Below are 25,437 nucleotides of genomic sequence, written 5' to 3' on the forward strand. Positions count from 1 at the left end.
GAAAGATTTTACTTTATTCGCTTTAATTATTACCAAACTATACCTTAGCCACTCCTTTCTAAAGATAAATTAATATTAAAGCCCCGGGAAATTCCCAGGGCTTCTCCTTACCCCGTTTGCTTCCTGACTGCTTTACCGTTTATTACTTTTTCAGCCAGGGCATCATTTCCCGTAAAGTGTCGCCGACCTGTTCGATGAGATGCTCCCGTTCCTTTTTCCTCAAAGCGTTAAAGCTGGGTCTTCCTGCCTGGTTTTCCTGGATCCACTCCCGGGCAAAGACGCCGTCCTGGATCTCCTTAAGGATAGCCTTCATGGTAGACCGGACATGGTCATCGATAATCCTGGGTCCCCTGGTGACATCGCCGTACTCAGCCGTGTCGCTGATGGAATAGCGCATATATTTGATGCCGCCCTCATACATGAGGTCGACAATAAGTTTCAGCTCGTTCAGGCATTCAAAGTAAGCGATCTCCGGCTGGTAACCCGCTTCCACCAGGATCTCGAAGCCGGTCTTGACCAGGGCCGTTGCCCCGCCGCAAAGAACCGCCTGTTCACCAAAAAGGTCGGTTTCCGTTTCCTCTTTAAAAGTGGTTTCTATAACCCCGGCCCTGGCTGCGCCTATACCTTTTGCATAAGCCAGGCCGATTTCTTTGGCCCTGCCGCTGGCATCCTGGTAAACGGCCAGCAGGGCCGGCACTCCCTGGCCTTCGACATACATACGGCGTACCAGGTGACCGGGGCCTTTGGGAGCAACCATAATGACATCTACATCCGCCGGCGGCACAATCTGGTTGAAATGAATATTAAACCCGTGGGAAAACATAAGTACTTTGCCTGCGGTAAGGTGCGGTGCAATCTCCTCGCGGTAGACCCTGGCCTGGGTTTCGTCGGGAAGCAAGATCTGGATAATATCGGCCGCAGCTGCGGCATCGGCCACCGTCGTGACCTTTAAACCCGCCGTCTCAGCCGCTGCCCACGATTTGCTGCCCGGGCGCAGGCCTACAATTACATCCAGGCCGCTGTCCTTTAAGTTCTGAGCCTGGGCATGTCCCTGGCTGCCATAGCCCATCACAGCGATTTTCTTACCTTTAAGGACGCCCAGGTCGGCATCCTGTTCATAATACACTACGGCCACTTCTCTCCTGGCCCTCAAAAGCCGGCCAGGAATTCACCTCCTGTAAAAAGTATTAGCCTACATATTCGCACCTGATGCGGAAATTCCTGCCCGGGAAGTAAAATTCATCTTCTTAAATCTTAGTATTCGATCCCCTTCCTGGCCTTTATCCCTTTTTCGTAAGGATGTTTAATCTGGCGCATTTCTGTTACCAGATCGGCGGCAGCAATAATCCCCGGCGGGGCATTGCGACCGGTGAGAACCACTTCAACCTGTGCCGGTTTCTCTTTCAGGAAAACCTGGACTTCCTCTTCTGCCAGGAGACCGTAATAGAGGGCGTTGTTTATTTCATCCAGGATGAGGACGTCTATGCTGCCCCTTTGCATGGCTTCCCGGGCAAAGGCCAGGGCTGCCCTGGCCTGCTCATAATCTTCCTGCCTGGCGCCGCCCCGGTGGATAAAACCTTTACGCCCGAATGTTTTTACCTCTACTTCCGGCGCCAGCCGCCGGAAGGCTTTATGTTCGCCGTAGTCCGGCGTTTTCATAAACTGGACAATAAGTACCTTCAGCCCGTGGCCGCAGGCCCTCAGGGCCAGGCCGAAGGCGGCCGTACTTTTACCTTTGGCATCGCCGGTATAGACCTGTACCAGCCCTTGTTCTAAACCTGACAGATATTCTCCCCCCTTTGTTGCCCTATTTTACCACACCAGTATCCGCGGGGGTAGGAGAGAATTCCAACCCCACCAGGCTATAAAGCCGGGCTACTTCGGCAGGGGTTAGCATGCGGTGTTCACCAGGTCTTAAATCTTTAAGGGTAAGAAAAGCAAACTTTATGCGCTTCAGCCAGATTACGGGGTGGCCTGTTGTGGCCAGCATACGTCTTACTTCCCGCTTGCGTCCTTCCCGTAAGGTCATTTCCAGCACGGCATTGCCCTTATCAATCCGCCGGAGCCGCACTTCTTCCGGTTTAGCGAGGCCATCTTCCAGCTTGACACCCCGGCGTAAATGGTTAATAGTATTCTTATCCGGCACTCCTTTAACCAGGGCCAGATAAGTTTTTGGTATGCGATAGCGCGGATGGGTGAGCCTTAAGGTTAATTCGCCATCATTGGTAAGTAATAGAAGGCCTTCGGTAGCAAAATCCAGGCGGCCTACGGGATATAATCTAACACTTATATCCTTAACCAGGTCAATCACTGTTGGCCTTCCCTGGGGATCGTTGACTGTTGTCACAACGCCGGGCGGCTTATAAAGCAAGATATAAACCTTCTCCACGGACCCGTTTACGGGCCGGCCATCAACGGTTATCTCATCCCGGCCCACCTTTACCTGGAAGCCCATGGTCGTAACAGTTCGGCCGTTAACCTTTACCCTGCCGGCCCGGATCATCTCCTCGGCATGCCGCCGGGAAGCAACCCCTGTATGGGCCAGGAATTTTTGCAAACGCATAAAAGCCCTCCGGTAACGTTATTATGCTATCATAATTCCTCTTATAAGGCAATAGTGCTACACTATTTTCATAAAAGTATAAAGGAGTTATAAGGTTGTCCCTTCGCCGTTTTATCCTAATCAGCCTGGCTATGGCCTTTATCTTTTTCCTGCTGGCCGCCGTCATACTTCATGTTACCCCTTTCGAAGTCCTGGTACTGGCGGCCATAATGGACCAACGAGATCCAGTGGCCACCGGCTTTTTTAGGTTTATCACTTTCTTCGGCACTGCGGCCTTCTTCTATCCCGCCACGGCTGCACTCTGCCTGGCCTACTATACCCTTCGGCGCTGGCAGGGGGCCGGTGCCGTGTTAATTATCATGAATTTAACCTGGGGATTGATGATATGGTTAAAAAATCTTTTTCAACGTCCCAGGCCCAATCTGGGACACCTGGAAGCGGCGCTGGGATTCAGTTTCCCCAGCGGGCACGCCATGATGGGAACCGTTTTCTTTGGCCTCCTGGCCGTATGGCTGTTTAAAATCTGCCCGCCGAGCTGCCGTAGCCACGTGGCTATGGTTACCGTCATTTTTTTGCTTTTGCTGGGTTTTAGCCGTCTCTATCTTGGTGTGCACTATCCTACCGATGTCCTGGCCGGTTATGCGGCCGGAATTAGCATCCTGGCCATTTTTCTGGCCTGGTGGCAAGAAGGTTAAAATACCGGGAGGAAAACCCTTATGCCGGAAAAGTTGTTTTTCGTTACTAATTATCTTTCTCCTATTGGTAGCCTGACGATTGTATTAAGCACAGCAGGTCTATACCGCCTCTCTTTCCCCGGCGAAGAACCCGGAGGGATCCGCAACTATCTGATCCGGAAATTCCCGGGTACCGCCATCAATATTGATAACAACGACCGCCCTTGCGCGGAAGTCATCCGGCAGCTGGACGATTACTTTAACGGGCGGCGTTTTGCCTTTTCCCTGCCCCTGGACCTTTACGGCACACCCTTCCAGGTGGCCGTCTGGTCGGCCCTGCAAAGGATACCCTATGGCGCCACCTGCAGTTACAGCTATATTGCCGGGAGCATTGACAGGCCTTCTGCAGTCCGGGCCGTGGGCCAGGCAATCGGCCGTAATCCTGTAGGTATTATTATACCCTGTCACCGCGTCATAGGTAAGGATGGACGGCTGGTTGGTTTTGGCGGTGGGCTGTCTATCAAGGAGTGGCTGTTAAATTTCGAGGCGGGCAATATAAAAGCTTAACCAAACATCAGCCGGCATATAAAGATAGCGGCAATAAGGCTGGACATATCGGCCAGGAGCCCCAGGGCCAATGCATAACGATAGCGCCGCACCCCTACCGACCCGAAATAAACCGTTAAGACGTAGAAAGTAGTATCCGTACTGCCCTGCATTACCGAAGCCAGGCGCCCGATAAAGGAATCAGGTCCATAACTACCGATTAGTTCGGCAGCTATTCCCAGGGCCCCGCCACCGGAAAGGGGCCGCATAATGGCCAGGGGTAGAACCTCCCCCGGAACACCAACGAGGTGCAGGACCGGGTTGAGGGCACGGGCAAAGAGATCCATGGCCCCGGAAGCCCGGAAAACCCCGATAGCTACCAGCATGCCCACAAGGAAAGGAATAATTTTTACTGCTACCTTAAACCCGTCTTCGGCCCCGGCAACAAAGGTTTCATAAACCGGCACGCCTCGCAGGTACCCGTACAGGGGAATAAAAAAAAGAACCGTGGGGATCGCCCAGCGCGAAACCTCAAGTATGAGTTCCGTCACCATCTATCACCCCCGGCGGCCATTATAAATGCGGCGGAAGAAATGATCGGCAACAACGACCGTGATCATGCTGAACCCGGTTGCTAAAATGGTAGGTCCGACAATTACGGTCGGGTCGGTAGAATTAGCTGCCGCCCGGATGCCGATAATGGTTGCCGGTATTATTGTCAGGCAACCGGTATTTAATCCCAGAAAAGTACACATGGCCGGGGTAGCTTCTTGGGGACGGGGATTTAAAGTTTGTAATTCCTGCATGGCCTTGAGGCCGAAGGGGGTGGCAGCATTTCCTAGGCCCAGGATATTGGCGCTTAAATTCATTATAATAGAACCGATAGCCGGGTGGTCCCGGGGTATTTCCGGAAAGAGGTACCGGGTAAAGGGACGTAAGAGCCTGGCCAGGAGGCCTACCAGACCGGCTTCTTCGGCAATTTTTAAAAGCCCGAGCCACATAGCCATGAGCCCTATCAGTTCAAAGGCCAGGGTTACGGCTGTCTGGGCCGCCTCCAGGGAGGCTGCGGTAACCACTTCAATCCGGCCGTTATAGCCGGCTACAAAAATTCCAGCGAGGAGCATTAATAGCCATATGATATTAACCATTTGCCATGCCCTCCATATTTTGCCTTCCTGGTAACATTTATGAAGGGAGGGCATTTTCTAGAACGGTCCTCTATAGGTAAAAATGTTAAAACCCGGTATTTATTATCCGGGCCTTTTTCTAAAATATCTCCTCATTGCTCTTCCTGAGACCTTACAACCATTTTCGTCCGTAGACCACCGGGAGATTTGTCGTTATTTCCTTTTTCTTTTCTCCCTTTACTCAGGAGCTCCTGGATTTTCTCCAGTACCTGGGGGGTTACATCAATAATCCGGTCCACAACGGCATTGCCGTCAACCGGCAGCAGCCGGATTTGTTCCTTTCCTACCACCAGGAAACCGACCGGCTGGACGGAAACACCGGCACCGCTACCGCCGCCAAAGGGTAATGATTTTCCACCACCACCTTCTCCCTGTCCGGGTTCATATTCGGTACCCCCGGCAGCAAAGCCGGCGGAGACGCGGGATACGGGAACAATTACATGGCCATCCGGCGTCTCAATTGGATCGCCAACAACGGTATTAACATCAACCATATCTTTTATGCTTTCCATGGCCGTCTTCATCAAGGCCTCGATGGGATGTTCGGACACCTGTCCCTGCCCCTCTCGTCTGCCGGGCTATCCGCAATAATAGCCATAGAGATTGTACTCCGGCACTTATAATATGACCTAACTTAAAGGTAAATATACAGTTGAAATCGGCTTGCCAGCCCGCCGTATCAAAGAGAGGGATTACCTGCCATTCGGGCACATGGAAATCCGTCCGGGATCGCCGTCGCAAATTCTGGTACATCCAGGCCAGCATGGCCCAGCTGGTGCCACACAGCAGGGCAGTAGTTGCCGGCTCACCTGTGCCCAGGTTTAAAAACAAACGGAAACGCCGGCAAGTCACCCGGGCAAAAAAATGACGCCAGATACCCTTAAGAACACTTAATTTAATTAGCCAGTTACCTAAAGTCCTGAAAAGGATAAAGATGCCTGTCCGGCCTGCATATCTCCTTTTACTCCCCGCAGTGGGCCGGGCAACTTCTCCGGGTAATACCCCTTCGTCCACTTCACCCTGCAAGAAGGTCTCCGAGCGCCTGTCACTTTGCCGTGGCCACCAGTTGCGGAAGGATGGCCATATAACTTCCCACCTGCCCCAGTCTCCCGGTAATTCCAGTTTCAGTTCCAGGTAATCTTCCTCATTTGCCCGCCGGTAAACTACTGCTAACTGTACCGGAACCAGGAGTAATAAAAGGAAACCCACAACCATCCCTGCCGTCCAAGCCCAGAGCACTACACCACCCCCGGCAGCCGGTTTGCCCCTATTTTTCCACCCATGCTGCCTTGTATACTATTCCCGCCCGGCCGCTGCATCATCCAGGGGTGGTAAATCGGACAAATCTTTTAAACCTAAAAATTCCAGGAAACGGGGGGTGGTAGTATAAAGAATAGGCCGTCCGGGGGCATCTTTCCGTCCTGTTTCCTGGATCAGGCCTCGGCTTAAAAGGGTATTTAAAACACCCTCTACCTTGACGCCGCGGATATATTCTATTTCCGCCCGCGTAATAGGCTGGCGGTAAGCAATTATAGCCAGGGTTTCAAGTGCGGCCATGGACAGGGAAGGTAATTCTGGCTGCAGGAAGGCCTCAATATAATTAGCAAACTGGGGCCTGGTGCACATCTGGTAGCCCCCGGCTACTTCCCGGATCTGCAAGCCCCGCCCCTCTTCATCATACAGGGATTTCAGTTCTGCGGCTAGTTCAACTACATCGTCTTTACTCAATCCCAGGCAGGCGGCCAGGGTACTCACAGGCACCGGCCCCCCGGCCACAAAGAGAAGGCACTCCAGGGCTGCCCTCTTATCTTCGCTGAATAATAAAGGCATAGGGTTCACTCCTGAACAGCGGCATTATCACCGGGAGAAGGTGGCCTCACTATGATATCGCCAAATTCTCCCTCCTGGAAAAGGTTCACCCGCCCCCGGCGGGCCAATTCGAGCAGGGCCAGCAGGGTCAACACCACTTCCAGGCGTGTGGGCCGGGAACCCAGGAGGGAGACCAGGGTAAATTCTTCTTCCTGGCGCAGGCGGCGCAGGATGGTGCGCATTTGCCCCACCAGGGTTAAGGCCGGCCGGGCAATGAGCCTCGTTTCCTGCTTAGGAATCTCCTGCTCCTTGGCCAGCACTGCCGCCATGGCCCGGGCCAGGTCAGGGGGGGTTACCCTGGCCAGGGGATTAATCCCGGCCAGGGCCCGGGTGACGGCTTCCTGATCCAGGGGTCTACCGTAAACCCGGGCTCCTTGCGCAGCCAGATCACCCAGACGGGCGGCTGCCTCCCGGTAGCGACGGTACTCGTCAAGACGTTCGGCCAGGAGCCCGGCAGGTTCCAGGTTCTCTTCTATTTCTTCATCTTCTTGTCCGGCCTTTTGGGGGTATCGTAGAAGTAAACGGGCCTTAAGGGCTATCAATTCAGCACCCAGGACTAAAAATTCGCTGGCCCAGTCCAGGTTAAGCTCCTCTACTTCATGGAGGTATTCCAGGTACTGGGCCGTAACTTCGGCAACGGATATGGATTGAATGTCAATTTCCCGGCGTTCAATAAGGGTGAGGAGGAGATCGAGGGGCCCCTGAAAGATATCCAGCCGTATATTACCGATCATATGCCTCACCCCGTTAAATTTAAACTCCCATGGCCTCCCGCACCATGGCCATGGTACGACCTGCCGTGATTCTGGCTCTTGTGGCCCCGTCCGCCAGGATTTCCGCAATTAATTCCGGCCGGGACGCCCACCTTGCCCGGCGCTCCCGGACAGGCTCCAGAACGGCGTTTATTTTCTCTGCCAGGCGTTTCTTGCAGGAGACACAGCCAATTCGGCCACCCCGGCAGCTGATCCTCGTTTCTTCAACTTCTTCACCATTATAAATCTCGTGGTAACGGTGGACCAGGCACACTTCCGGGTGGCCGGGGTCGGTCTTGTGAATCCGCGCCGGGTCGGTAATCATCATCCGTACCCTTTCCCTGACTTCTTCCGGCGATGCAGCTATAGGAATGTCGTTGTGGTAGCTTTTACTCATCTTGCGGCCGTCAATACCGGGTAACATGGCTACCTCTGCCAGGAGGGCCTGGGGTTCGGGGAAAAGGGTTGTTTTATAGAGATAATTAAACCGGCGTGCTACTTCGCGGCAGAATTCCAGATGGGGTAACTGGTCTTCGCCTACAGGCACGGCATCGGCAAGGTAGAGCAAGATGTCGGCGGCCATCAGGAGAGGATAGCCTAAAAAACCATAGGTTGACACGTCCTTGCCTTCTTTGCCCAGCTGTTGGATCTGATCCTTGTAGGTGGGCACACGTTCCAGCCAGGACAGGGGGGTGAACATGGAAAAGAGCAGGTGCAGTTCAGCATGCTCCTTGACGTGGGATTGGACAAAAATAGTACTCCGCTCGGGATCCAGACCGGCGCCGAGCCAGTCAAGGAGCATGGCGCGGATATTCTCCTGGAGCTCTGCGGTATTGTCGTAACCTGTAGTCAGGGCATGCCAGTCAGAAATAAAGTAAAAGCACTCGTTTTCTTCCTGCAGGCGTACCCAGTTTTCCAGCACACTTAAGTGGCCGATATGCAACCGCCCTGTGGGGCGCATGCCGCTCAATATACGCATGCTCTGAAACACTCCTCACTTATATAAATGCCAGGCCGCTGGCAGCAATAATCAGGTCGAGTACCAGCTTCACCAGTGGCCCTATAATGCGGCCGATAATACCGGTGGCAATCAGGAGCAGTAAAATCAAGGTGCCGTAGCTCTCCAAATAGTAAACCTTCGCTGCCCCTTCCGGGGGTAAGATGCCGGCCAGGACACGGGAGCCATCCAAGGGCGGCACGGGGATCAGGTTAAAGACGGCCAGCACTACATTATAACCAACCACCAGGTTTAAAAAAGTAACCAACCAGTAGCTGCCGATATCAAAACGCAAGAATAGCCGCAGGGCAACTGCTGCCAGGTAGGCCAGCACCAGGTTCATTACCGGTCCTGCCAGGCCCACCAGCATCATCCCTTTGCGCCGGTCCATCTGGAAGTAATAGGGATTGACTTGTACCGGCTTGGCCCAGCCAAAACCCGCCACTAATAGGAGCAGGGTCCCAAGGATATCCAGGTGGGCCATGGGGTTTAAAGTCAAGCGCCCCTGGTTCCTGGCTGTAGGATCCCCCAGGATGTAGGCCATCTTGCCGTGGGCATACTCATGGAAGGTCAGGGCAATTAAAATGGCCGGTATGCCTAAAACCAGCTGAGTTAAACTTTGCAGGTGCATGGCCGTCTCCTTTCCTCAGGGTAATACCCTGGCAGGTAACTGGCTCCACCCGGCCATGGCCAGGATAAAAATTAAAACTTCCGGGGCCATCCTGGTTCCGCCCGGCAGGCATTCCAACAGGTCCCTTCGCGTCAGGCATGGAGCCAGTTCCGGTAATAAATCCCTGGCGGCGTAAATTTTACTGCGCTTTTTGCGACCAAAATTCAGGCTATCAAGGATATTTTCCAGGGTCGCTGGCTTTAATTTTGCCGTGGCGATTAAAAAATAAACCAGGCCGGCATCAATGGAGCTCTGGCCCCGCCACTTCCACTGCCAGAGAAGCCTTTCCGCCCGCCGTCCGGCGCCGATATCGGGCACCCCGGCCCCGGGTATACCCTGCCACCCCAGGTCAATCAGGCTTTCCCACGCGACTACCGGCCTTCGCTCTTTAAGCAGGAGGATTAATTCCTGCCAGAGGCGTTTTGGTTCCAGGAGTTCCAGGTATCCACCTGCCAGGGCTTGCCGGGCTAAAGCACAAGTTTCCTCTTCCCAGGCAAATTTTAAACGGGTGGTAAAGCGCACCCCTCTCAGAATGCGGGTCGGATCATCACGAAAGCTATCCCGGTGCAAAACCCGCAGTTTTTGCCCGGTCAGGTCTTCCCGCCCGCCAAAGGGATCGATAACTGAACCCAGATCCCTTGCTACTACCGGCAGGGCCATGGCATTAATGCTAAAATCGCGCCGGGCCAGGTCTGCCTCCAGGTTGGCGGGTTCTACTTCAGGCAGGGCTCCGGGCCGTGGATAGTACTCTTGACGGGTAGTGGCTACATCCACCCGCTCGCCGCCCCAGTAGACGGTAGCTGTAAGAAAGCGGTCATGAAAAACCAGGCGACCCCCGATATGCCGGGCCAGTTCCCGGGCAAAGAGAAGACCATCACCTTCCACTGCCAGGTCGAGGTCGACCTCGGGCCGGCCAAGAAGTAGGTCCCGGACCGTCCCGCCTACCAGGTAAACCCGCTGGCCTTTAATGGACGCTATTTTCCTGGTCTGGGCCAGGATGCGCAGCTGGTTGCGCCGGAAGAGTTTCTGGTAGGAGAACATTGCTTCCGTTAAAAAATTTATCTCGTACAGGCCAGCCGGGCAGGAATAACGTCATTGCGCAGCAGGTCATTGTAATCTTCCCGTTTTAAAATCAGATCGGCGTTTCCTTCCCGGACCAGTACGGCTGCCGGCCTGCCCAGGCGGTTATAATTGCTGGCCATGGTGTAACCATAGGCACCGGTACAGGAAATGACCAGAATATCACCGGCCTCCGCCCGGGGAAGATCAGCCTCCCAGATGAGCATATCGCCGGACTCGCAGCACTTTCCGGTTACGGCAACTGTTTCTGTGGCCGGGAGATTGGCTTTATTGGCCAGGATGGCTTCATATTTAGCGCCATAAAGGGCGGGACGGATATTGTCGGCCATACCCCCGTCCACGGCCACATACTTGCGTATCCCGGGAATTTCTTTAATGCTGCCTACGGTATAGGCAGTACTGCCCGCCGGCCCGATAATAGCACGACCCGGTTCAACAATTACCAGGGGTTGAGGCAGGTTTAAATTCCGGGTTTCTTCCTTGATCCGGTTAAAAATCGTTTCTGCATAGGCACTAACCGGCAGGGGATGATCCTCAGCAGTATAATATATGCCAAAACCGCCTCCAAGATCAAGCTCCGCGGTTATCAATCCCGTCGCTTCTTTAATGGCGGCGGCCAGTTCCAGCATTACGGCAACCGCCTGGCTGTAAGGTTCCAATTCAAAGATCTGGGAACCAATATGGCAATGTAACCCCTTGAACTCAATACCCGGCAAATCCTTGACCCTTTTTGCCGCTTCCAGGGCCTGGCCATTGGGCAGGGTAAAACCGAACTTGGAATCAATCTGGCCGGTACGGATATAATTATGGGTATGGGCTTCAATGCCCGGTGTGATCCTTAAAATTACCCGGGCGACCTGGCCCCTTTCTGTGCTCAAGCGGCTTAGAAGCTCCAGTTCGGCAAAATTATCAACTACGAACCGCCCTATGCCGGCCTCCAGGGCCTGGCAAAGCTCGGCATAACTTTTATTGTTACCATGGAAATAGATTTTTTCTACCGGAAAACCGGCTGCCAGGGCGGTGTAAAGTTCGCCCCCGGAAACAACATCCAGCCCCAGCCCCTCGCCGGCGATAATCCGGCACATGGCGGTAGTCAAAAATGCCTTACCGGCGTAGATAACCCTGGAAAGGCCTTCTTTCACGCCAAAGGCACGGTAAAACTCCCGGCAGTTGTTCCGGATACATTCTTCGTCGAAGATATAAAGGGGAGTGCCGAATTCCCTTGCAAGCTCGACTACATCGCAACCCCCGATGGTAAGACGACCCATGGTATTTACCTGCATGGTACCATGCAAATGCATTAAAACCGGTAACTCCTTTCAACCAATATATTCTCATTTTAACCGAGGCTGCCTGCTATGTCTAGAAAAAATAAGGGAACCTTTGCCGGTTTCCCTTAATCCCCAACTGGCCCCGCCCCAGCTTCCTAATACGCAGGTAAAAATTCGTCAGGCATCCTGGCAAATCCTTCAAAAATATAAAGTCTCAATGTTTGCATTTCATTACCAGTATGATATAATAAAATTGTATATCCTGGAACGCTGAATTGCGGCGCAATCGCCGTAAGCGGGGGACCCATTTCTTACGGGGTGAATCTTACCGGGTAAAACCGGTGAGTAGGGCTAACCTTCAGCCCGAATCCGTCAGCTAACTTCGTAAGCGTGGAAGGGGATATAGCAAAACTTTCATACCCCGGTCCCCCCGGGGTTTAATTTTATTTTAAAGGAGTGAAGTAAATCCCACAACTGGCACAGGTTAAAAAGGAGGTATGCTAAGTGGCTAAAAAACAGGCTCCTAAAATCATCATGGTTTCTAATCGGGGTGCTTACAATCTGCGAGCCACTGACAGCGGTATTCAACCTGTACCGGCCATCAGCGGTCTGGTCTCGGCAGTAGAACCTTTCATAAAGGAAAAGGGCGGTGTCTGGGTTGCCTGGGGCGGGCGCGAAGCGCCCCAAGAGGACACCCCGGGGGTACGTTTACCGGTGCCTCAAGAAGAACCTGCCTATACCTTTCGTGAGGTGCCTCTCACTGCCGGGGAAATCAATCTTTATTACCATGGTTTTACCAATAATGCCCTGTGGCCCCTGTGCCATTATTTTCTAGAAAAGTGTCGCTATAACACCTTAGAATGGGAAACATATGTTAAAGTTAATTCTAAATTTGCTGAAGCGGCTCTTACAGAAGCCAGGGAAGGCGATACCGTATGGGTCAATGACTATCACCTGGCCCTGGTACCGGCTCAAATCCGCAACCGCAAACCGCAACTAAAGCAATTCTATTTTTGGCACATCCCTTTTCCCCACCACGATCTCCTTGCCACCCTCCCATGGGCGCCCCAAATCTTGCGCGGTCTTCTGGGCACCGATGTCCTGGGCTTTCATTTACAATCTTACGCCGATAATTTTTTGAATGCCGTGGCCACCTTGCTGGGAGCCAGGGTGGACTTTGAAAACAATATTGTCTACTGGCAACAGCGGCGCATCTACGCCGGCGCCTGGCCCATGGGAGTCGATTACCAGGCTTTCCAGCGCCAGGCATTAAAACCTGAAACCCGGGCCCGGGCTGTAACCTTGCGCAACCAGTTCGGCGCGGAACACCTGGCCCTGAGTGTTGAAAGACTAGATTATACCAAGGGCATTCTGGAAAGGCTGCTGGCCTGGGAACGCCTCCTCGAAGAAGTACCCGAATGGCGTGGACGGGCGACCCTGGTCCAGATTGCCGTACCCAGCCGGACGGCCATACCTGCTTATCGCCGCCTGAAAGAGGAAGTCGAGGCGGCCGTGGGTCGCATAAATGGCCGTTTTAGTGAAGGTAGCTATCGCCCCGTCCAATATTTCTGGAGGGGGCTGCCCAGGCAGGAACTGGTAGCCTACTACCTGGCAGCCGACGTCATGCTGGTTACTCCCTTGCGGGACGGCCTTAACCTGGTAGCCAAAGAATATGTAGCTTCCAGGTACGACGGCAGCGGGGTGCTGGTCTTAAGTCGTTTTGCCGGGGCCGCCCGGGAATTGAAGGGTGCCGTCCTCGTCAATCCTTACGATATTGAAGGCATGGCTATGATTTTAAATAGAGCCCTAACCATGGACCGTGCCGAACAGGAAAAGAGGATGCGCCTGATGCAGGAAAAGGTGCGCCGCCACGATATCCGCTGGTGGTTGACCTGTTTCCACCAGGCCATGAAGGCTCCAGAAGGTGAAGCACCCAGTGTCTCCGGCTCAGCTGGCAGCTAAAATTCGCCATTACCCCGACGTGCTCCTCATGTGTGACTATGACGGCACCCTTGTACCCTTAACACCCAGGCCAGATTTGGCCCGTCCCGATGCCCATCTCCTGACTTTGTTGCAGCAGCTAGCTTCCAGGCCGCGTTTCCACCTGGCCGTAATAAGCGGCCGGAGTTTAAAGGAGCTACAGGAGTTACTGCCGGTGGCAGGACTTTATCTTGCCGGCATGCACGGGACAGAAATAGCTACACCGGAAAGGCAGGTTATCAACCTCCTGCCCTACCGGAAAGAAGATATCCCCTGGCAAGATATTTTCAGGCTCGCCCGCCAGGTCACAGCAGGTATTCCCGGGTTTTTAGTCGAAAATAAAGGTGAGGCTATAGCCCTGCATTACCGTTTGGCCGACCCCGGCCCTGCCGGAATAGCCTTAAAGCAGTTCAGCCGGGCTATAGATCCTTTTTTAAACAAGGTCGAATTGCTTCCCGGGCATAAAGTGCTGGAGGTGCGCCGCCGGGGTGTAAACAAAGGCCTGGCGGTTACTTATTTCATCAGTAAATGGCCCCGGGCATATCCCATCTATTTAGGTGATGACCGGACCGATGAAGACGCCTTTGCTGCTTTGCCGCCCGGCGGCCTGGCCATCCGGGTTGGCAACTGGACACCCTGCAATAATTGTTATTTCCTGCCATCACCGGTAGAAGTTTCCCAATTCCTGCAACAATTAATTTCAGGCTAAAGATGTAGATTTACCATAAAAAGTTACAAGTAAATACGATACTAAAGATGAGGTGAGGTCTTTGCCAGCCCTACAGAAAGCAGTTATTCCTGCTGCCGGCTGGGGCACTCGTTTCCTGCCGGCCACCAAAGCCCAGCCCAAAGAAATGCTGCCGATAGTCGACAAACCGGCCATCCAGTTTATCGTTGAAGAAGCCGTTAACGCAGGGATAGAGGACATCCTTATTATTACCGGTAAAAACAAGCGGGCCATTGAGGATCATTTTGACCGTTCCCTGGAGCTGGAAAACCTGCTGCGGGAAAAGGATAAAGAAGACCTCCTTGCCCTGGTTGAAGGAGTGGCGGGCTTAGCCGATATCCACTACATAAGGCAGAAGGAACAGTTGGGTTTAGGACATGCCGTTTACTGCGCCCGTAAATTTATCGGCCAGGAGCCCTTTGCCGTCCTCCTGGGAGACGACATCATCGTCAATCAGCCGTCTTGCCTGGAGCAAATGCTGGAAGTTTATAATGAAGTCAAAGGGGCAGTTATTGCCGTCCAGGAAATACCCCGGGAGGAAGTCAACCGTTACGGCGTTATCGAACCCCTGGAAATAAACGGCTGTCTTATTGAAGTCAAAGACCTGGTAGAAAAGCCGCGGCCGGAAGAAGCGCCTTCTAACCTGGCCGTGATCGGCCGCTACATCCTGGTGCCGGAAATCTTCCCCCTCCTGGCAGAAATCCAGCCGGGAGCCGGCGGGGAGATTCAGCTAACAGATGCCCTGCGTCTCCTTGCCCGGGAAAAACGAGTTTATGCCTACCTTTTCCAGGGTAAACGCTACGATATAGGTGATAAATTGGGTTTCCTGCAGGCCACGGTAGAATTTGCCCTGGCGCGCCCGGACCTGGCAGGGCCTTTCCGGGAATACCTGGCCGGCATCATCTCCCAGGTCCCCGTTAACCTGGAGGTTGCTGCCGGTAAGTAAAATAACGGTGTATATTATACCGCAACTGCGTTGCTCCACTTGCCGCAACGGTCACCCCAGCGTGCCAGGAGCTGCCGTCCTTCTCGCAACTCCACTACTTCACAATGGTTGGCGCAGCCCTGGCACTCAAAACCGCCGGTACGGAATTCACGCCCGATAAGTTCAAAACCCCTGAACGCGCTCGCCCCGGGCTTCATTTCCCTGGCCAGCAGGGCGGCCCCGTATGCTCCCATAACGCCGTAGTGCTCGGGGACGATTACTTCTGTTCCCAGGGCGCGGTTAAAGGCCCGGCACATGCCGGCATTGGCCGCCACCCCACCTTGGAATACAACGGGCGGCAGGATTTCTTTTCCTTTGCCGACGTTATTCAAGTAATTACGTACCAGGGCCTCACATAAACCGGCAATGATATCCTCGAGGGGATGTCCCTGTTGCTGCTTGTGGATCATGTCAGATTCGGCAAAGACGGCGCAGCGCCCGGCGATACGCACGGGGCTCTTTGCTTCCAGGGCACGACGCCCGAATTCTTCAATAGGAATCCCCAGGCGGGCCGCCTGCTGGTCCAGGAAAGAGCCGGTTCCGGCTGCACAGACTGTATTCATGGCAAAGTCCGTGACTATGCCATGGCGGAGAATGATAATCTTTGAATCCTGGCCACCGATTTCGATGACCGTCTGTACGCCGGGCACAGCAAGACTTGCCGCTACGGCATGGGCAGTAATTTCGTTTTTAACCACATCCGCCCCTACCATGACGGCTGCCAGGGAGCGACCGCTGCCAGTAGTCCCTACCCCGGCGACCTTTATATCTTCACCTAAAGCGTTCACCACCTGTTCCAATCCTTCCTGAATGGCCCGAACCGGCTGGCCCCTGGTACGCAAGTAAACGGTGGTAAGTATCTGCCCGGATTCACCAATGGCTACAACATTGGTACTCACTGACCCTACATCTATACCCAGGTAAATTGCCTCCATTAATTACCATCTCCTTCAATTCAATTTCTCAGCCTTTACAGTCGTTATAACCTTCCTTCATTGCGAAAAGCCGGCCGGGGGTTCCCGTGCCTGCATCGAGGGGCCGGTTCACTGTCCCCGGAGACAACCCGGCATGGTTTCCTGACACGGGTTTCTCCCTCGCCCATTGTAAACCTTACCCGCCTGCCTCCTCTTCTGCCAGAGTAGCATGTCTATAAATGCTTCCAGGCGGGTCTGCAGGCCGGATTCACCCGTCTGCTCATCAAGGTAAATTGTCATTATCGGTATACCTTTTGCCTCCTGAACAGACGCCATAACGGAGTGGGCAACTATTTCCGGCATGCAGGTCAGGGGTGCCAGCTGGATGACGCCGTCACAGCCCTCCCGGGCAAAGGTTACTGTATCTCCTACCGATTCCCAGCCATGACCACCGACGAAATGATTGAGGTAGGGCGGGGCCGTTTTCTCCGGGTTGTGGCCAGGCAGGGGCAGCAGGCCTTTAAAAAGGTTGTCATTAATCCAGCGGCTGATGAAAAGCCCCCGGACAACTTCTACCCCCAGGGCCCCCAGGCGTCTTTCAATATGCAAATTAACAAGGGGTTCTAGTACGGTATAGATTTCCCCGACAATCCCCAGCCGTACCACCTGTCTATCGGTATACCTGGGTATTTTAGCCATTTCGCCTTTTACCCTTTTAACGATCCTTTTTATATCCCCACGGCTGCCGGCCGCATCCAGATCCCGCAAGGCTCTCTGGAATACGGCATCTGCCTGGCCGGGCTTTACTTCCCTGGGCCGCAAGCGTTGCAATTCCTGCTCCAACAAATCAATGGCGCAGGCTTTCTGCCAGGCCAGGATTACACCGCGTACCCCCTCCTGCCAGGGCCTGCGGTTCAAGTATTTAACTTTATCCCAGACTTCAGAAAAATGAACATCCGGCGGTTCAAATACCACCATCTCATAATCGCAACCTATGTCCCGGAGAATTTCCCGCTGCACCTGGGCGTAATAGCCGATACGGCAGGGGCCCACCCCTCCGGCCATAACAATGGTATCGGCGCCAAGCTCTTTAGCCTCCAGGAAATTACCCAGGTTGACCTTTAAGGGCAGGCATGCCGATTCCGGTGCATGGCGCACGCCCAGTTCCAGGGTACGACGGGTACACGGCGGTGGTACCACGACCTCAAGGCCTATACCTTCCAGGGCCGTTTTTAAAATTAGCCAGAGATGGCCCATATGGGGAAAAGTTACCTTCATGCCGATCGCCTCCGGTAGAGCATATCCATAAAAGCTTCAAGCCTTGTATTGAGGCCGGCCTCGCCGGTATGCTCGTCTAAAGTCAACAACAAAAAGGGCTTGCCCCGGCGGCGGGCATAGCGTTCGGCCAGGTCGCCCACCAGGGAATCGGGACCACAGCCAAAGGCCGTCAGGTGAATCAAGCCGGCAACTTTTTCTTGTTCCATCAGGTACAGGGCTGTCCCTATAATTTTCCGCCCCAGCGTCCAGTAGAGGCGTTTTGGCAGTTGCCGGCAGGCTTTTTCAACCTCCTGCGGGTCAATATTTTCAGGTAAGATGACCTGCCCTCCTAAAGCGGCTACTTTTCCCGGGATATCCATTCCGAGATACCGGTCGTAGAGAAGATAACCGTGACCAATGACCCCTACCGGCAGTGCGTATCGTCTCTCTCCTGCCTGGTCGGTGTTACCGGTTTCCAGGCCCTTTGTATCTCCCCACCGCTCACAGGTCCAGGAGCGATAACGGGCCTCCGCTGCCGCTTTTGCCAGTTCGACGCGATGTCCCCTCACCCCAATCGCCCTGGCCATTCCCTGCACAGCCGCCGCCAGGCCTTCCTCAGGCCGGCGGGCAAGATTGACGGTAGTATCGATAATTTGCGGGCAGGGCTTTAAAGTCGCCCGCAGCATGTCGGGAAGTCCCATGAGCTTGGGGCAGATATAGCTTTTCCTCTCCACGCTGACCAGCCGGGGTACCAGGAGGGCATCTACCCTGGAAGCAAGCCAGGCAGCATGACCGTAATACGCCTTTACCGGCAGGCAGGCTTCGGCTACCGCCAGGCTTACCCCCAGATCCATGATTTCCCTGTAAGTCGGTGGTGAAACTATCACCTCGATTCCCAGGGTTTCAAAAAAGATTTCCCACCATGGACCATAGTAATAATAAAAGAGGGCGCGCGGCACCCCCAAACGCCACATTTTATTATTCACCTTTATCATCCTCATCTTGTCTAAATTGTGGCCAGATCCCCTTCTCAGCTTCTAAAGGCTTGCGGGCCGGTTCCGGGTAGGGCTGCCGGTCCATATCCAGGGGATGGAGGGCCCGGGGCCGCAGTTTTTGTAAAGGTACCGGCGGCCGTACAAATATATCTTTCAGGGCGCTGCCGTTAAAGGGTATCAGGGGCCAGAGATAGGGCAGGCCGAATGATTTGGTAGTAAGCAGCAATAAAAAGGCCCCAAGGGTCACGGCCACAAAACCGGGCAGGCGGAACAGCCCTACGCCGGCTAACAAGGCAATCCTTACCAGGGTATTGGCCATACCCAGTTCGTAGCTTGGCGTCGAAAAGATACCGACGGCGGCAATGGCCATATAAAGAATTACTTCCGGGTTAAAAAAACCTACCGCCACGGCAATATCGCCTATCAACACAGCGGCTATTAATCCTAAAGCCGTGGCCAGGGCTGTAGGGGTATGAATGGCCGCCATGCGCATAAGGTCAATGCCCAGTTCGGCAAGGATAAATTGCCAGGCCAGGGGGATGGCCCCTAATTTTTTGGGCCCGATCCAGGAAAGGCCTGGCGGTAATAGTTCCGGCTGCAAGGATACCAAAAGCCACAGGGGCGGCAAAAATACGGATATAGCAACGCCTAAAAAACGCACCGTGCGTAAAAAAGTCCCAATCAGAGGGGCCTGGCGAAATTCTTCGGCGTGCTGGAGATGGTGGAAAAGGGTTGCCGGGAGAATCATGACGCTGGGAGATGTATCCACCATTACCAGGACGTGCCCCTCCAGGAGATGGGCGGCAGCTACATCCGGCCGCTCGGTATAGCGCACCCGCGGGAAGGGATTCCAGAAACTCCCCGGGCCAATAAACTCCTCCAGGGATTTTTCCGCCATGGGCAGGCCATCCATTTTGATAGCTTTGATTCTTTCTTTAATGGTATCCACCAGGCGCGGGTTGGCAATATCCTTGATATAAACTACGGCCACGTCAGTTTTTGAACGGCTGCCCACTTGCAGGATTTCGGTTCGCAGTTTGGGGTCACGGATGCGGCGGCGCAAAAGGTTGGTATTAAATAAAAGGGTTTCAACAAAATTGTCGCGGGAACCGCGAACCACCCTTTCCAGGTCTGATTCCTCCGGATTGCGGGCCGGGTACTTCCGCACATCTATCAAGATAACCCTGTCAAAACCGTCGACGACCATTGCCACGCCGCCGCAGAGAATTTTATCGACGGCTTTATGCAGGTCATCCAGGGCTTCGACTTCAATGTAGCTTAGATACTGCTTATAAAGCTTAAAAAAAGCATCAGGGGCCAGGTCCTCCCGCTCCAGCCGGGAGAAAGAGATGAGGAGATAGGTCATAATATCATCTTTGACCAGACCGTCAATGTAAAACAGTGTCGCTTTGCGGCCGGCAAAGGTAATATTGCGCCTGACGACGTCAAAGCTTTCGCCGACACCTAACTCCTTGCTAATCCAGTCGACGTTGACATCAGCTTTTTTATCAACTTTGACAATATCCCCTGAGATGGTCATTTGTTTTTGTTTTCACCCCTTCTAGCCCCGGGGATTAAATAAAACGGCCATCGTAAAACCAAAAATTACTGCTGCCGCAATACCTGCAGCCCCGGCGGTGATACCACCGCTGAAGGCGCCCAGGAGCCCTTTAGCCTGGACGGCTTCGAGGGTACCCTGGGCCAGGTTATGGCCAAAACCGCTGATGGGGATAGTAGCTCCCGCCCCACCGATTTTCACCAGGGGGCCATAGAGGCCCAGGGCGCTTAAAATAGCCCCACCCGTGACAAACCCTACCAGGATATGGGCCGGTGTTACCTTGTATGGCGTCAGGTCCATAATGAGCTGCCCCACCAGGCAGATAAGGCCGCCGATAAGAAAGGCCATTACGATACTCACTGGGTTATACCTCCTTTAGTCTTTCGTATAATCTTCCTCAACTATATCTTTCTTTGTGTTTTCCTCGTTATCTGACTATAGTTTTTCTATTACCACGCCGTGGCCGATACCGGGAATCGATTCTCCTTGCTGGGTCGCTGTTGGGCTCAGCAACGCTCCCGTGCCCACTCCCAGGATGCGCTTATAGGTACCATCATTTAGTTTACCCATTAAATGCCCGGCAAAAACCACTGCCGAGCAGGCACAGCCGCTACCACCGGCATGGGTATCCTGGCGTTCATGATCAAAGATCAGGATACCGCAGTCGCTGTAATTCTTAGAGACATCGTACTTTTGCTCGCCCAGGAGTTTGGTAGCAATCTCATGCCCCACCCGGCCCAGGTCACCGGTAATAATCAGGTCATAATCAACAGGCCCCCGGCCGGTATCCTGGAAATGGCGGACAATGGTATCGACGGCCGCCGGGGCCATGGCTGAACCCATATCATTGGGGTCCTTGATCCCCACATCTAGCACCCGGCCAATGGTGGCATGGGTAATGCGGGGCCCGTTACCCGCCGGCGCCATTAAAACGGCTCCCGCCCCGGTAACCGTCCACTGGGCCGTCGGCGGTCGCTGCACGCCCTGCTCGGTAGGAAAGCGGTACTGGCGTTCCGCCGTATCATAGTGGCTGCTGCAGGCCGCTACTACGTGGTGGGCAAAACCGCCGTCAATGAGCATGGCTGCCAGGGCCATGCCCTCATACATGGTGGAGCAGGCCCCGTACAGGCCCAGGAATGGTATCCCCAGGCTCCGGGCGGCATAATTGGCGGAAATGGTCTGGTTTAACAGGTCACCGGCCAGGAGGTAATCTATATCCTGGGGTTTAAGCTGGGCCTTGGCAATGACCATTTTGACGGCTTCTTCCAGCATTTTGCGTTCGGCCTTTTCCCAGGTTTCCTCACCAAAGTAGCTGTCATCAATAACCATGTCAAAGGTGTTGCCCAGGGGTCCCTCCCCTTCCTTGGGACCAACAACTGTTGCCGTAGCAACAATGACCGGCGGGTTAGCAAACTGGATGGTATGTTGCCCTACCCTTTTAGGTGCGCTCAAATTCTTCACTCCTACTTCAGGAAATAAGCAATAAGACCTATTAAGACGGAAACAATAAAGCCATATACAAGTACCGGCCCGGCAATGTTAAACATCCTCGCCGCCACGCCAAAGACGAAACCCTCCCGTTTATACTCCATGGCCGGCGCTACAATGGAGTTGGCAAACCCGGTTATGGGGATAATAGAACCGGCACCGGCGACTTTACCAATCTCATCATAAATACCCAGTCCGGTCAGGAAGGCACCAATGAAAACCATGATTATTACCGTTGCGGAAGCTGCATCCCTGGTGTTTAAACCTGCAGATGTAAAAACAAGGGTGATAACCTGGGCCAGAGCAGAGATACTTCCCCCGATCCAGAAGGCATTGAGGGCGTTAACAACAACCCTGGGCCTCGGTTTAACACTATCGGCCAGCCGCTGGTAGGCCTGCTGGTCATAGGTCTGTTTTTGCTGCTTTACCTGTTCTGCCAGGGTCAGGGGTTTCTTTGGAGGACCCGCCTGTTTATTATTATCAGCCATTCCCTTCACCTCAGATTTTTATTGCTCGGCTATATTATCGGCCGCCGGTAACCCTGTTTATACGTAAAAAGTCAACCGCTGGGTAATTATGCCAGCAGTTGACTTTACTCAAATACTTACATAAAATTTTTACTAAGATTGGCGCGGGAGTTGAGACATCTTTTGAAACATCAGCCATATTACGGGTTTATCGGCAATGGCGAAACCGCCGCCCTTATTGCTCCTGACTTTTCCATCGCCTGGCTATGCGTGCCACGTTTTGACAGTTTTCCCCTTTTCGCTGCCGCCCTGTGCCCGGAAAGTGGCGGCAGCCTGCGCCTGAACATTGAACCCAAAATAACGCCTGTAAGCCAACGCTACCTACCGGAAAGCAATGTTCTGGTAACTATTGGTAAAGGGCATGGCCTGCAGGTTACTGTCCTGGACTTTATGCCCTGGGGCTACCACCATTTAAGTCGCCTAATTATTCTAGAAAATACCGGTACAGTAACTTTAAAACCCAGGATAGATTGGGTGGCCCGGCCCATTGTTACCAGTGTCCATACTTTTAAAGTCCGGTTCCAGGGGTCTTTCCAATTTATCTCCGGTCCCGAAGGCGCAGCCTGCATCGGCATGGCCGGTTCACCGGGACCTACTTCCACCCTGACTTTAAAACCGGGCGAAAAGCATCGCTTCTGGCTAGTTCTGGCTTACGGCTGCAGTTTAACCCTGGCCCGCCAGCACTGGACGGCGGGCTTCTACAGCTCCCTGGAAGAAAATCTCACCTGGTGGCGCCAGTGGCTGGGTAAAGCCCGGCGGCCCCGTACTGCTAACCCGGAAGTTATGGAAGCATACTACCGCAGCTTGATGGTTTTAAAACTCCTAACATACGAGCGTACCGGCGCCATTATTGCGGCGCCGACCACCTCATTTCCCGCCGTACCCGGCGGCAACGACAACTGGGACTACCGCTATTGCTGGCTGCGGGACGGGTATTTCACCGCCCTGGCCTTTGATGCCGCCGGCTATCATGAAGAAGCACGTAATTTCTATGATTTTGCCCTATCTTTACAACAGCCCGACGGCGGCTGGTATATGCCCCTGGTACCTGTGGAAGGAAGAGGTGGTAGCGAATACATTGCCGATGACCTGGCCGGCCCCAATGGGGAAAAGCCCATTCGCTTCGGCAACGCCGCCATGCACCAGATCCAGCTGGATAATGCCGGTAACGTCCTGGACGGCCTGTGGAACCACTACCTGGCCACCCGGGACAGGGAATATATCCGCTCCCGCTGGGATGCCATCCGCCGGGCAGCCATCTGGCTGGAAAATTACTGGGACCGACCGGAAAACGGCATCTGGGAAATCCGCGAACGCAAGGATCACTGGCTATATGGTAAAATCCTTTGTTATGCCGGTTTAACAGCCGCCTCCCATTTATCCATCGAAATAGGAAGACTACAGTGGGCCGGCCGGTGGCACCGGGCGGCAAGTCGCGTCCGCCGCCAGCTCCTTATCCACGGCTGGTCGGTAGAACGCCAGGCCTACCTGCAGCATTACGGGCCTGACGCTCCCCTGGATATATCTGTTCTGGCCCTCGAATTTTATGGTTTACTGGCAGCCAATCATCCCCGTTTACAGAAGACGGTAGCCGCTATGGAAAAGCCTGCGCCTGTTGCCAGTGGCAGGCCTTCCAGCCGGGGCGGGCTGAATATGTGGGGAGGGATCGGCCGTTTTGAACACGCGGCTATTCCCTTTTACCTTCCCACCCTGTGGCTGGGGCGCTATTACCTCCACGCCGGCAACTATCAACGGGCGCATGAACTATTACAGGTCTGCCTTGATAATGCTACTGACCTTTACCTTATGGCCGAACACTTCGACCCCCGGACCGGCGAGCAATGGGGCAATTTTCCCCAGGGTTTCAGTCACCAGGAAATAGTCCGGTTCTTGCTTGACTACGCCTACCGGGAGGAATAACAAAGGGCTCCGGTTATATCCGGAGCCCAACAGCATCCTTTCCTTCTCACCCGGGCGCCCGCCTCCCTCTAATTCCCCAGGGCCTGAAGGGGGGCGGGAATGCGGCCGCCACGGCGGATCATAACCGCCGGGCTAAAGTTATTGACGTCCATAACCGGAGCCCGTCCCAGGAGGCCGCCAAATTCTACCATGTCCCCGGGCTTTTTCCCCGGGACAGGTATGACCCGCACCGCCGTGGTTTTATTATTAATCATGCCAATGGCCGCTTCATCGGCAATGATGGCGGCAATGACATCCGCCGGGGTGTCCCCGGGTATAGCAAACATATCCAGCCCAACCGAGCATACGGCCGTCATGGCTTCAAGCTTCTCAAGGCTTAAAGCGCCGCTCTCCACAGCCCGGATCATGCCGTTATCTTCACTCACCGGGATGAAGGCGCCGCTCAAGCCCCCGACGTAGGAAGAAGCCATGGCCCCTCCCTTTTTGACCGCGTCATTGAGTAAAGCCAGGGCGGCCGTGGTGCCGTGGGCGCCACAGCGTTCCAGGCCGATGGCCTCCAGGATCTCCGCTACGCTGTCACCCAGGGCGTTGGTAGGAGCCAGGGAAAGGTCGACAATGCCAAAGGGCACTCCCAGGCGGGCCGAAACCTCCCGTCCCACCAGTTCCCCCATGCGGGTCACTTTAAAGGCTGTATTTTTAATAATTGTCGCGAGTTTACCCAGGTCAGCCTCCGGGTGCTGGCGTACTGCCGCCAGGACAACCCCGGGACCGCTGATGCCCACATTTAATACGCACTCTGGCTCACCGGGGCCGTGGAAGGCCCCGGCCATGAAGGGATTGTCCTCCGGAGCATTGCAAAAGGTAACCAGCTTAGCGCACCCAATCCCACCCCTGTCAGCCGTAAGCTGCGCCGTCTCTTTAATCAATTGGCCCAGTTCGGCGATGGCGTCCATATTCATCCCGGCCCTGGTGGTGGCCACATTGATGGAGGCGCAAACGCGCTCAGTGGTGGCCAGGGCTTCCGGCAGGGATTTAAAGATGGCCCGGTCACCTTTAGTAAAGCCTTTATGTACCAGGGCACTAAAGCCGCCGATGAAGTTCACGCCTACCGCTTCTGCCGCCAGGTCCAGGGTCCGGGCCAGGGGGGTGAGGTCACTTTCTCCTGAAGGTTCACCCACCTGGGCAATGGGGGTTACTGCTATACGTTTATTAACAATAGGGATGCCATAAGCAGTTGCCACTTCCTCGCCAACGGCAACAAGTTTCTCCGCCCGGCGGGTTATCTTATCGTAAACGCGGCGGCAGGTTTCCTTAAGACTTCCGGTGGTACAGTCACGCAGGCTGATACCAAGGGTAATGGTCCGGATGTCCAGGTTTTCTACCTGGACCATGCGGATGGTTTCTAAAATTTCTTCCGGTGTAAAAGAAAATAAAGTCGGCATTGTTTTCCTCCATCTTTGAATGGGAGAAGACTTAT

27 protein-coding genes and 1 riboswitch are annotated in these 25,437 nt (G+C 54.1%); of the genes, 6 read left to right on the forward strand and 21 right to left on the reverse strand.

Translation table 11 applies throughout. From position 1 onward, the window contains the following. Nucleotides 1-142: 142 nt before the first annotated feature. The 3 genes from ilvC to NWF31_RS03120 form a co-directional block, all read right to left on the reverse strand. Nucleotides 143-1,135 carry a ketol-acid reductoisomerase gene (gene ilvC, locus NWF31_RS03110; RefSeq protein ID WP_258359048.1) on the reverse strand — a complete coding sequence of 331 codons (993 nt, stop codon included), beginning with the start codon at nucleotides 1,133-1,135 and terminating at the stop codon, nucleotides 143-145. Between the two features lie 119 nt (nucleotides 1,136-1,254). Next, nucleotides 1,255-1,785: a cob(I)yrinic acid a,c-diamide adenosyltransferase gene (gene cobO / locus NWF31_RS03115; RefSeq protein WP_340674348.1), complete on the reverse strand. Its 531-nt coding sequence runs from the start codon at nucleotides 1,783-1,785 to the stop codon at nucleotides 1,255-1,257. Between the two features lie 22 nt (nucleotides 1,786-1,807). Beyond that, nucleotides 1,808-2,563, reverse strand: coding sequence for a pseudouridine synthase (locus NWF31_RS03120; RefSeq protein WP_258359049.1), 756 nt, complete (start codon nucleotides 2,561-2,563; stop codon nucleotides 1,808-1,810). A gap of 95 nt (nucleotides 2,564-2,658) precedes the next feature. On the opposite strand from NWF31_RS03120, the gene NWF31_RS03125 reads away from it, so the two are divergent. Next, a complete protein-coding gene (locus tag NWF31_RS03125; protein ID WP_258359050.1) occupies nucleotides 2,659-3,258 on the forward strand; it encodes a phosphatase PAP2 family protein in 600 nt (199 codons plus the stop codon). Nucleotides 3,259-3,279: 21 nt separating this feature from the next. Beyond that, nucleotides 3,280-3,804, forward strand: a complete 525-nt coding sequence (locus NWF31_RS03130; RefSeq protein ID WP_258359051.1) for a methylated-DNA--[protein]-cysteine S-methyltransferase — start codon at nucleotides 3,280-3,282, stop codon at nucleotides 3,802-3,804. On the opposite strand, the gene NWF31_RS03135 is transcribed toward NWF31_RS03130, so the two are convergent. The 10 genes from NWF31_RS03135 to lysA form a co-directional block, all read right to left on the reverse strand. Beyond that, nucleotides 3,801-4,337 (reverse strand): spore maturation protein, encoded by a 537-nt coding sequence (locus NWF31_RS03135; protein ID WP_258359052.1) that lies wholly within the window; start codon nucleotides 4,335-4,337, stop codon nucleotides 3,801-3,803. The two genes, NWF31_RS03130 and NWF31_RS03135, sit on opposite strands and share 4 nt — an antisense overlap. A gap of 3 nt (nucleotides 4,338-4,340) precedes the next feature. Then, nucleotides 4,341-4,931 carry a nucleoside recognition domain-containing protein gene (locus NWF31_RS03140; RefSeq protein ID WP_258359053.1) on the reverse strand — a complete coding sequence of 197 codons (591 nt, stop codon included), beginning with the start codon at nucleotides 4,929-4,931 and terminating at the stop codon, nucleotides 4,341-4,343. Between the two features lie 131 nt (nucleotides 4,932-5,062). Continuing rightward, nucleotides 5,063-5,521, reverse strand: coding sequence for a GerW family sporulation protein (gene ytfJ, locus NWF31_RS03145; protein WP_258359054.1), 459 nt, complete (start codon nucleotides 5,519-5,521; stop codon nucleotides 5,063-5,065). Continuing rightward, complete coding sequence (locus tag NWF31_RS03150) at nucleotides 5,457-6,209, reverse strand: DUF2953 domain-containing protein (protein WP_258359055.1); 753 nt, start codon at nucleotides 6,207-6,209, stop codon at nucleotides 5,457-5,459. The genes ytfJ and NWF31_RS03150 overlap by 65 nt, the downstream gene beginning before the upstream one ends. Before the next feature lie 57 nt (nucleotides 6,210-6,266). Further along, a complete protein-coding gene (gene scpB / locus NWF31_RS03155) occupies nucleotides 6,267-6,800 on the reverse strand; it encodes an SMC-Scp complex subunit ScpB (RefSeq protein WP_258359056.1) in 534 nt (177 codons plus the stop codon). Nucleotides 6,801-6,805: 5 nt separating this feature from the next. Next, nucleotides 6,806-7,573 carry a segregation and condensation protein A gene (locus NWF31_RS03160; RefSeq protein WP_258359057.1) on the reverse strand — a complete coding sequence of 256 codons (768 nt, stop codon included), beginning with the start codon at nucleotides 7,571-7,573 and terminating at the stop codon, nucleotides 6,806-6,808. A gap of 19 nt (nucleotides 7,574-7,592) precedes the next feature. Then, nucleotides 7,593-8,570 (reverse strand): tryptophan--tRNA ligase, encoded by a 978-nt coding sequence (gene trpS / locus NWF31_RS03165; RefSeq protein ID WP_258359058.1) that lies wholly within the window; start codon nucleotides 8,568-8,570, stop codon nucleotides 7,593-7,595. Between the two features lie 19 nt (nucleotides 8,571-8,589). Beyond that, complete coding sequence (locus NWF31_RS03170) at nucleotides 8,590-9,219, reverse strand: site-2 protease family protein (protein ID WP_258359059.1); 630 nt, start codon at nucleotides 9,217-9,219, stop codon at nucleotides 8,590-8,592. 15 nt (nucleotides 9,220-9,234) lie between these two features. Beyond that, the gene (locus NWF31_RS03175; RefSeq protein WP_258359060.1) at nucleotides 9,235-10,299 is read right to left on the reverse strand and encodes a CCA tRNA nucleotidyltransferase; all 1,065 of its coding nucleotides are present in this window, start codon (nucleotides 10,297-10,299) and stop codon (nucleotides 9,235-9,237) included. A 17-nt stretch (nucleotides 10,300-10,316) separates the two neighbouring features. Then, nucleotides 10,317-11,639 carry a diaminopimelate decarboxylase gene (gene lysA / locus NWF31_RS03180; protein ID WP_258359061.1) on the reverse strand — a complete coding sequence of 441 codons (1,323 nt, stop codon included), beginning with the start codon at nucleotides 11,637-11,639 and terminating at the stop codon, nucleotides 10,317-10,319. Between the two features lie 228 nt (nucleotides 11,640-11,867). Next, nucleotides 11,868-12,015: riboswitch (cyclic di-AMP (ydaO/yuaA leader) on the forward strand. A gap of 98 nt (nucleotides 12,016-12,113) precedes the next feature. On the opposite strand from lysA, the gene NWF31_RS03185 reads away from it, so the two are divergent. The 3 genes from NWF31_RS03185 to galU all read left to right on the forward strand — a co-directional run bounded on the left by NWF31_RS03185 (nucleotide 12,114) and on the right by galU (nucleotide 15,262). Then, the gene (locus tag NWF31_RS03185) at nucleotides 12,114-13,571 is read left to right on the forward strand and encodes an alpha,alpha-trehalose-phosphate synthase (UDP-forming) (protein WP_258359062.1); all 1,458 of its coding nucleotides are present in this window, start codon (nucleotides 12,114-12,116) and stop codon (nucleotides 13,569-13,571) included. After that, nucleotides 13,546-14,298, forward strand: a complete 753-nt coding sequence (otsB, locus tag NWF31_RS03190; RefSeq protein WP_258359063.1) for a trehalose-phosphatase — start codon at nucleotides 13,546-13,548, stop codon at nucleotides 14,296-14,298. Before NWF31_RS03185 ends, otsB begins: the two co-directional genes overlap by 26 nt. Before the next feature lie 61 nt (nucleotides 14,299-14,359). Continuing rightward, on the forward strand, nucleotides 14,360-15,262 hold the full coding sequence (gene galU / locus NWF31_RS03195; RefSeq protein WP_258359064.1) for a UTP--glucose-1-phosphate uridylyltransferase GalU: 903 nt from the start codon (nucleotides 14,360-14,362) through the stop codon (nucleotides 15,260-15,262). Nucleotides 15,263-15,276: 14 nt separating this feature from the next. On the opposite strand, the gene NWF31_RS03200 is transcribed toward galU, so the two are convergent. From NWF31_RS03200 to spoVAC, 7 genes are all read right to left on the reverse strand, one after another. Beyond that, on the reverse strand, nucleotides 15,277-16,236 hold the full coding sequence (locus NWF31_RS03200; RefSeq protein WP_258359065.1) for an acyl-CoA dehydratase activase: 960 nt from the start codon (nucleotides 16,234-16,236) through the stop codon (nucleotides 15,277-15,279). A 108-nt stretch (nucleotides 16,237-16,344) separates the two neighbouring features. After that, a complete protein-coding gene (locus tag NWF31_RS03205) occupies nucleotides 16,345-17,493 on the reverse strand; it encodes an acyl-CoA dehydratase activase-related protein (RefSeq protein WP_258359066.1) in 1,149 nt (382 codons plus the stop codon). Beyond that, a complete protein-coding gene (locus tag NWF31_RS03210) occupies nucleotides 17,490-18,458 on the reverse strand; it encodes an acyl-CoA dehydratase activase-related protein (RefSeq protein ID WP_258359067.1) in 969 nt (322 codons plus the stop codon). Before NWF31_RS03210 ends, NWF31_RS03205 begins: the two co-directional genes overlap by 4 nt. After that, on the reverse strand, nucleotides 18,451-20,007 hold the full coding sequence (locus NWF31_RS03215; protein WP_258359068.1) for a spore germination protein: 1,557 nt from the start codon (nucleotides 20,005-20,007) through the stop codon (nucleotides 18,451-18,453). The genes NWF31_RS03210 and NWF31_RS03215 overlap by 8 nt, the downstream gene beginning before the upstream one ends. A 21-nt stretch (nucleotides 20,008-20,028) precedes the next feature. After that, complete coding sequence (gene spoVAE / locus NWF31_RS03220; protein ID WP_062282404.1) at nucleotides 20,029-20,373, reverse strand: stage V sporulation protein AE; 345 nt, start codon at nucleotides 20,371-20,373, stop codon at nucleotides 20,029-20,031. A gap of 87 nt (nucleotides 20,374-20,460) precedes the next feature. Further along, nucleotides 20,461-21,477 (reverse strand): stage V sporulation protein AD, encoded by a 1,017-nt coding sequence (gene spoVAD / locus NWF31_RS03225; protein ID WP_258359069.1) that lies wholly within the window; start codon nucleotides 21,475-21,477, stop codon nucleotides 20,461-20,463. Between the two features lie 11 nt (nucleotides 21,478-21,488). Then, nucleotides 21,489-22,001 (reverse strand): stage V sporulation protein AC, encoded by a 513-nt coding sequence (gene spoVAC / locus NWF31_RS03230; RefSeq protein ID WP_258359070.1) that lies wholly within the window; start codon nucleotides 21,999-22,001, stop codon nucleotides 21,489-21,491. A gap of 162 nt (nucleotides 22,002-22,163) precedes the next feature. Between spoVAC and NWF31_RS03235 the strand changes: the two genes are divergently transcribed. Then, nucleotides 22,164-23,960, forward strand: coding sequence for a glycoside hydrolase family 15 protein (locus NWF31_RS03235; RefSeq protein WP_258359071.1), 1,797 nt, complete (start codon nucleotides 22,164-22,166; stop codon nucleotides 23,958-23,960). A 68-nt stretch (nucleotides 23,961-24,028) separates the two neighbouring features. On the opposite strand, the gene NWF31_RS03240 is transcribed toward NWF31_RS03235, so the two are convergent. Beyond that, the gene (locus NWF31_RS03240) at nucleotides 24,029-25,402 is read right to left on the reverse strand and encodes a PFL family protein (RefSeq protein ID WP_258359072.1); all 1,374 of its coding nucleotides are present in this window, start codon (nucleotides 25,400-25,402) and stop codon (nucleotides 24,029-24,031) included. Between the last annotated feature and the right edge of the window lie 35 nt (nucleotides 25,403-25,437).

Source organism: Neomoorella sulfitireducens, from assembly GCF_024733845.1.
Classification (GTDB): domain Bacteria; phylum Bacillota; class DSM-521; order Neomoorellales; family Neomoorellaceae; genus Neomoorella; species Neomoorella sulfitireducens.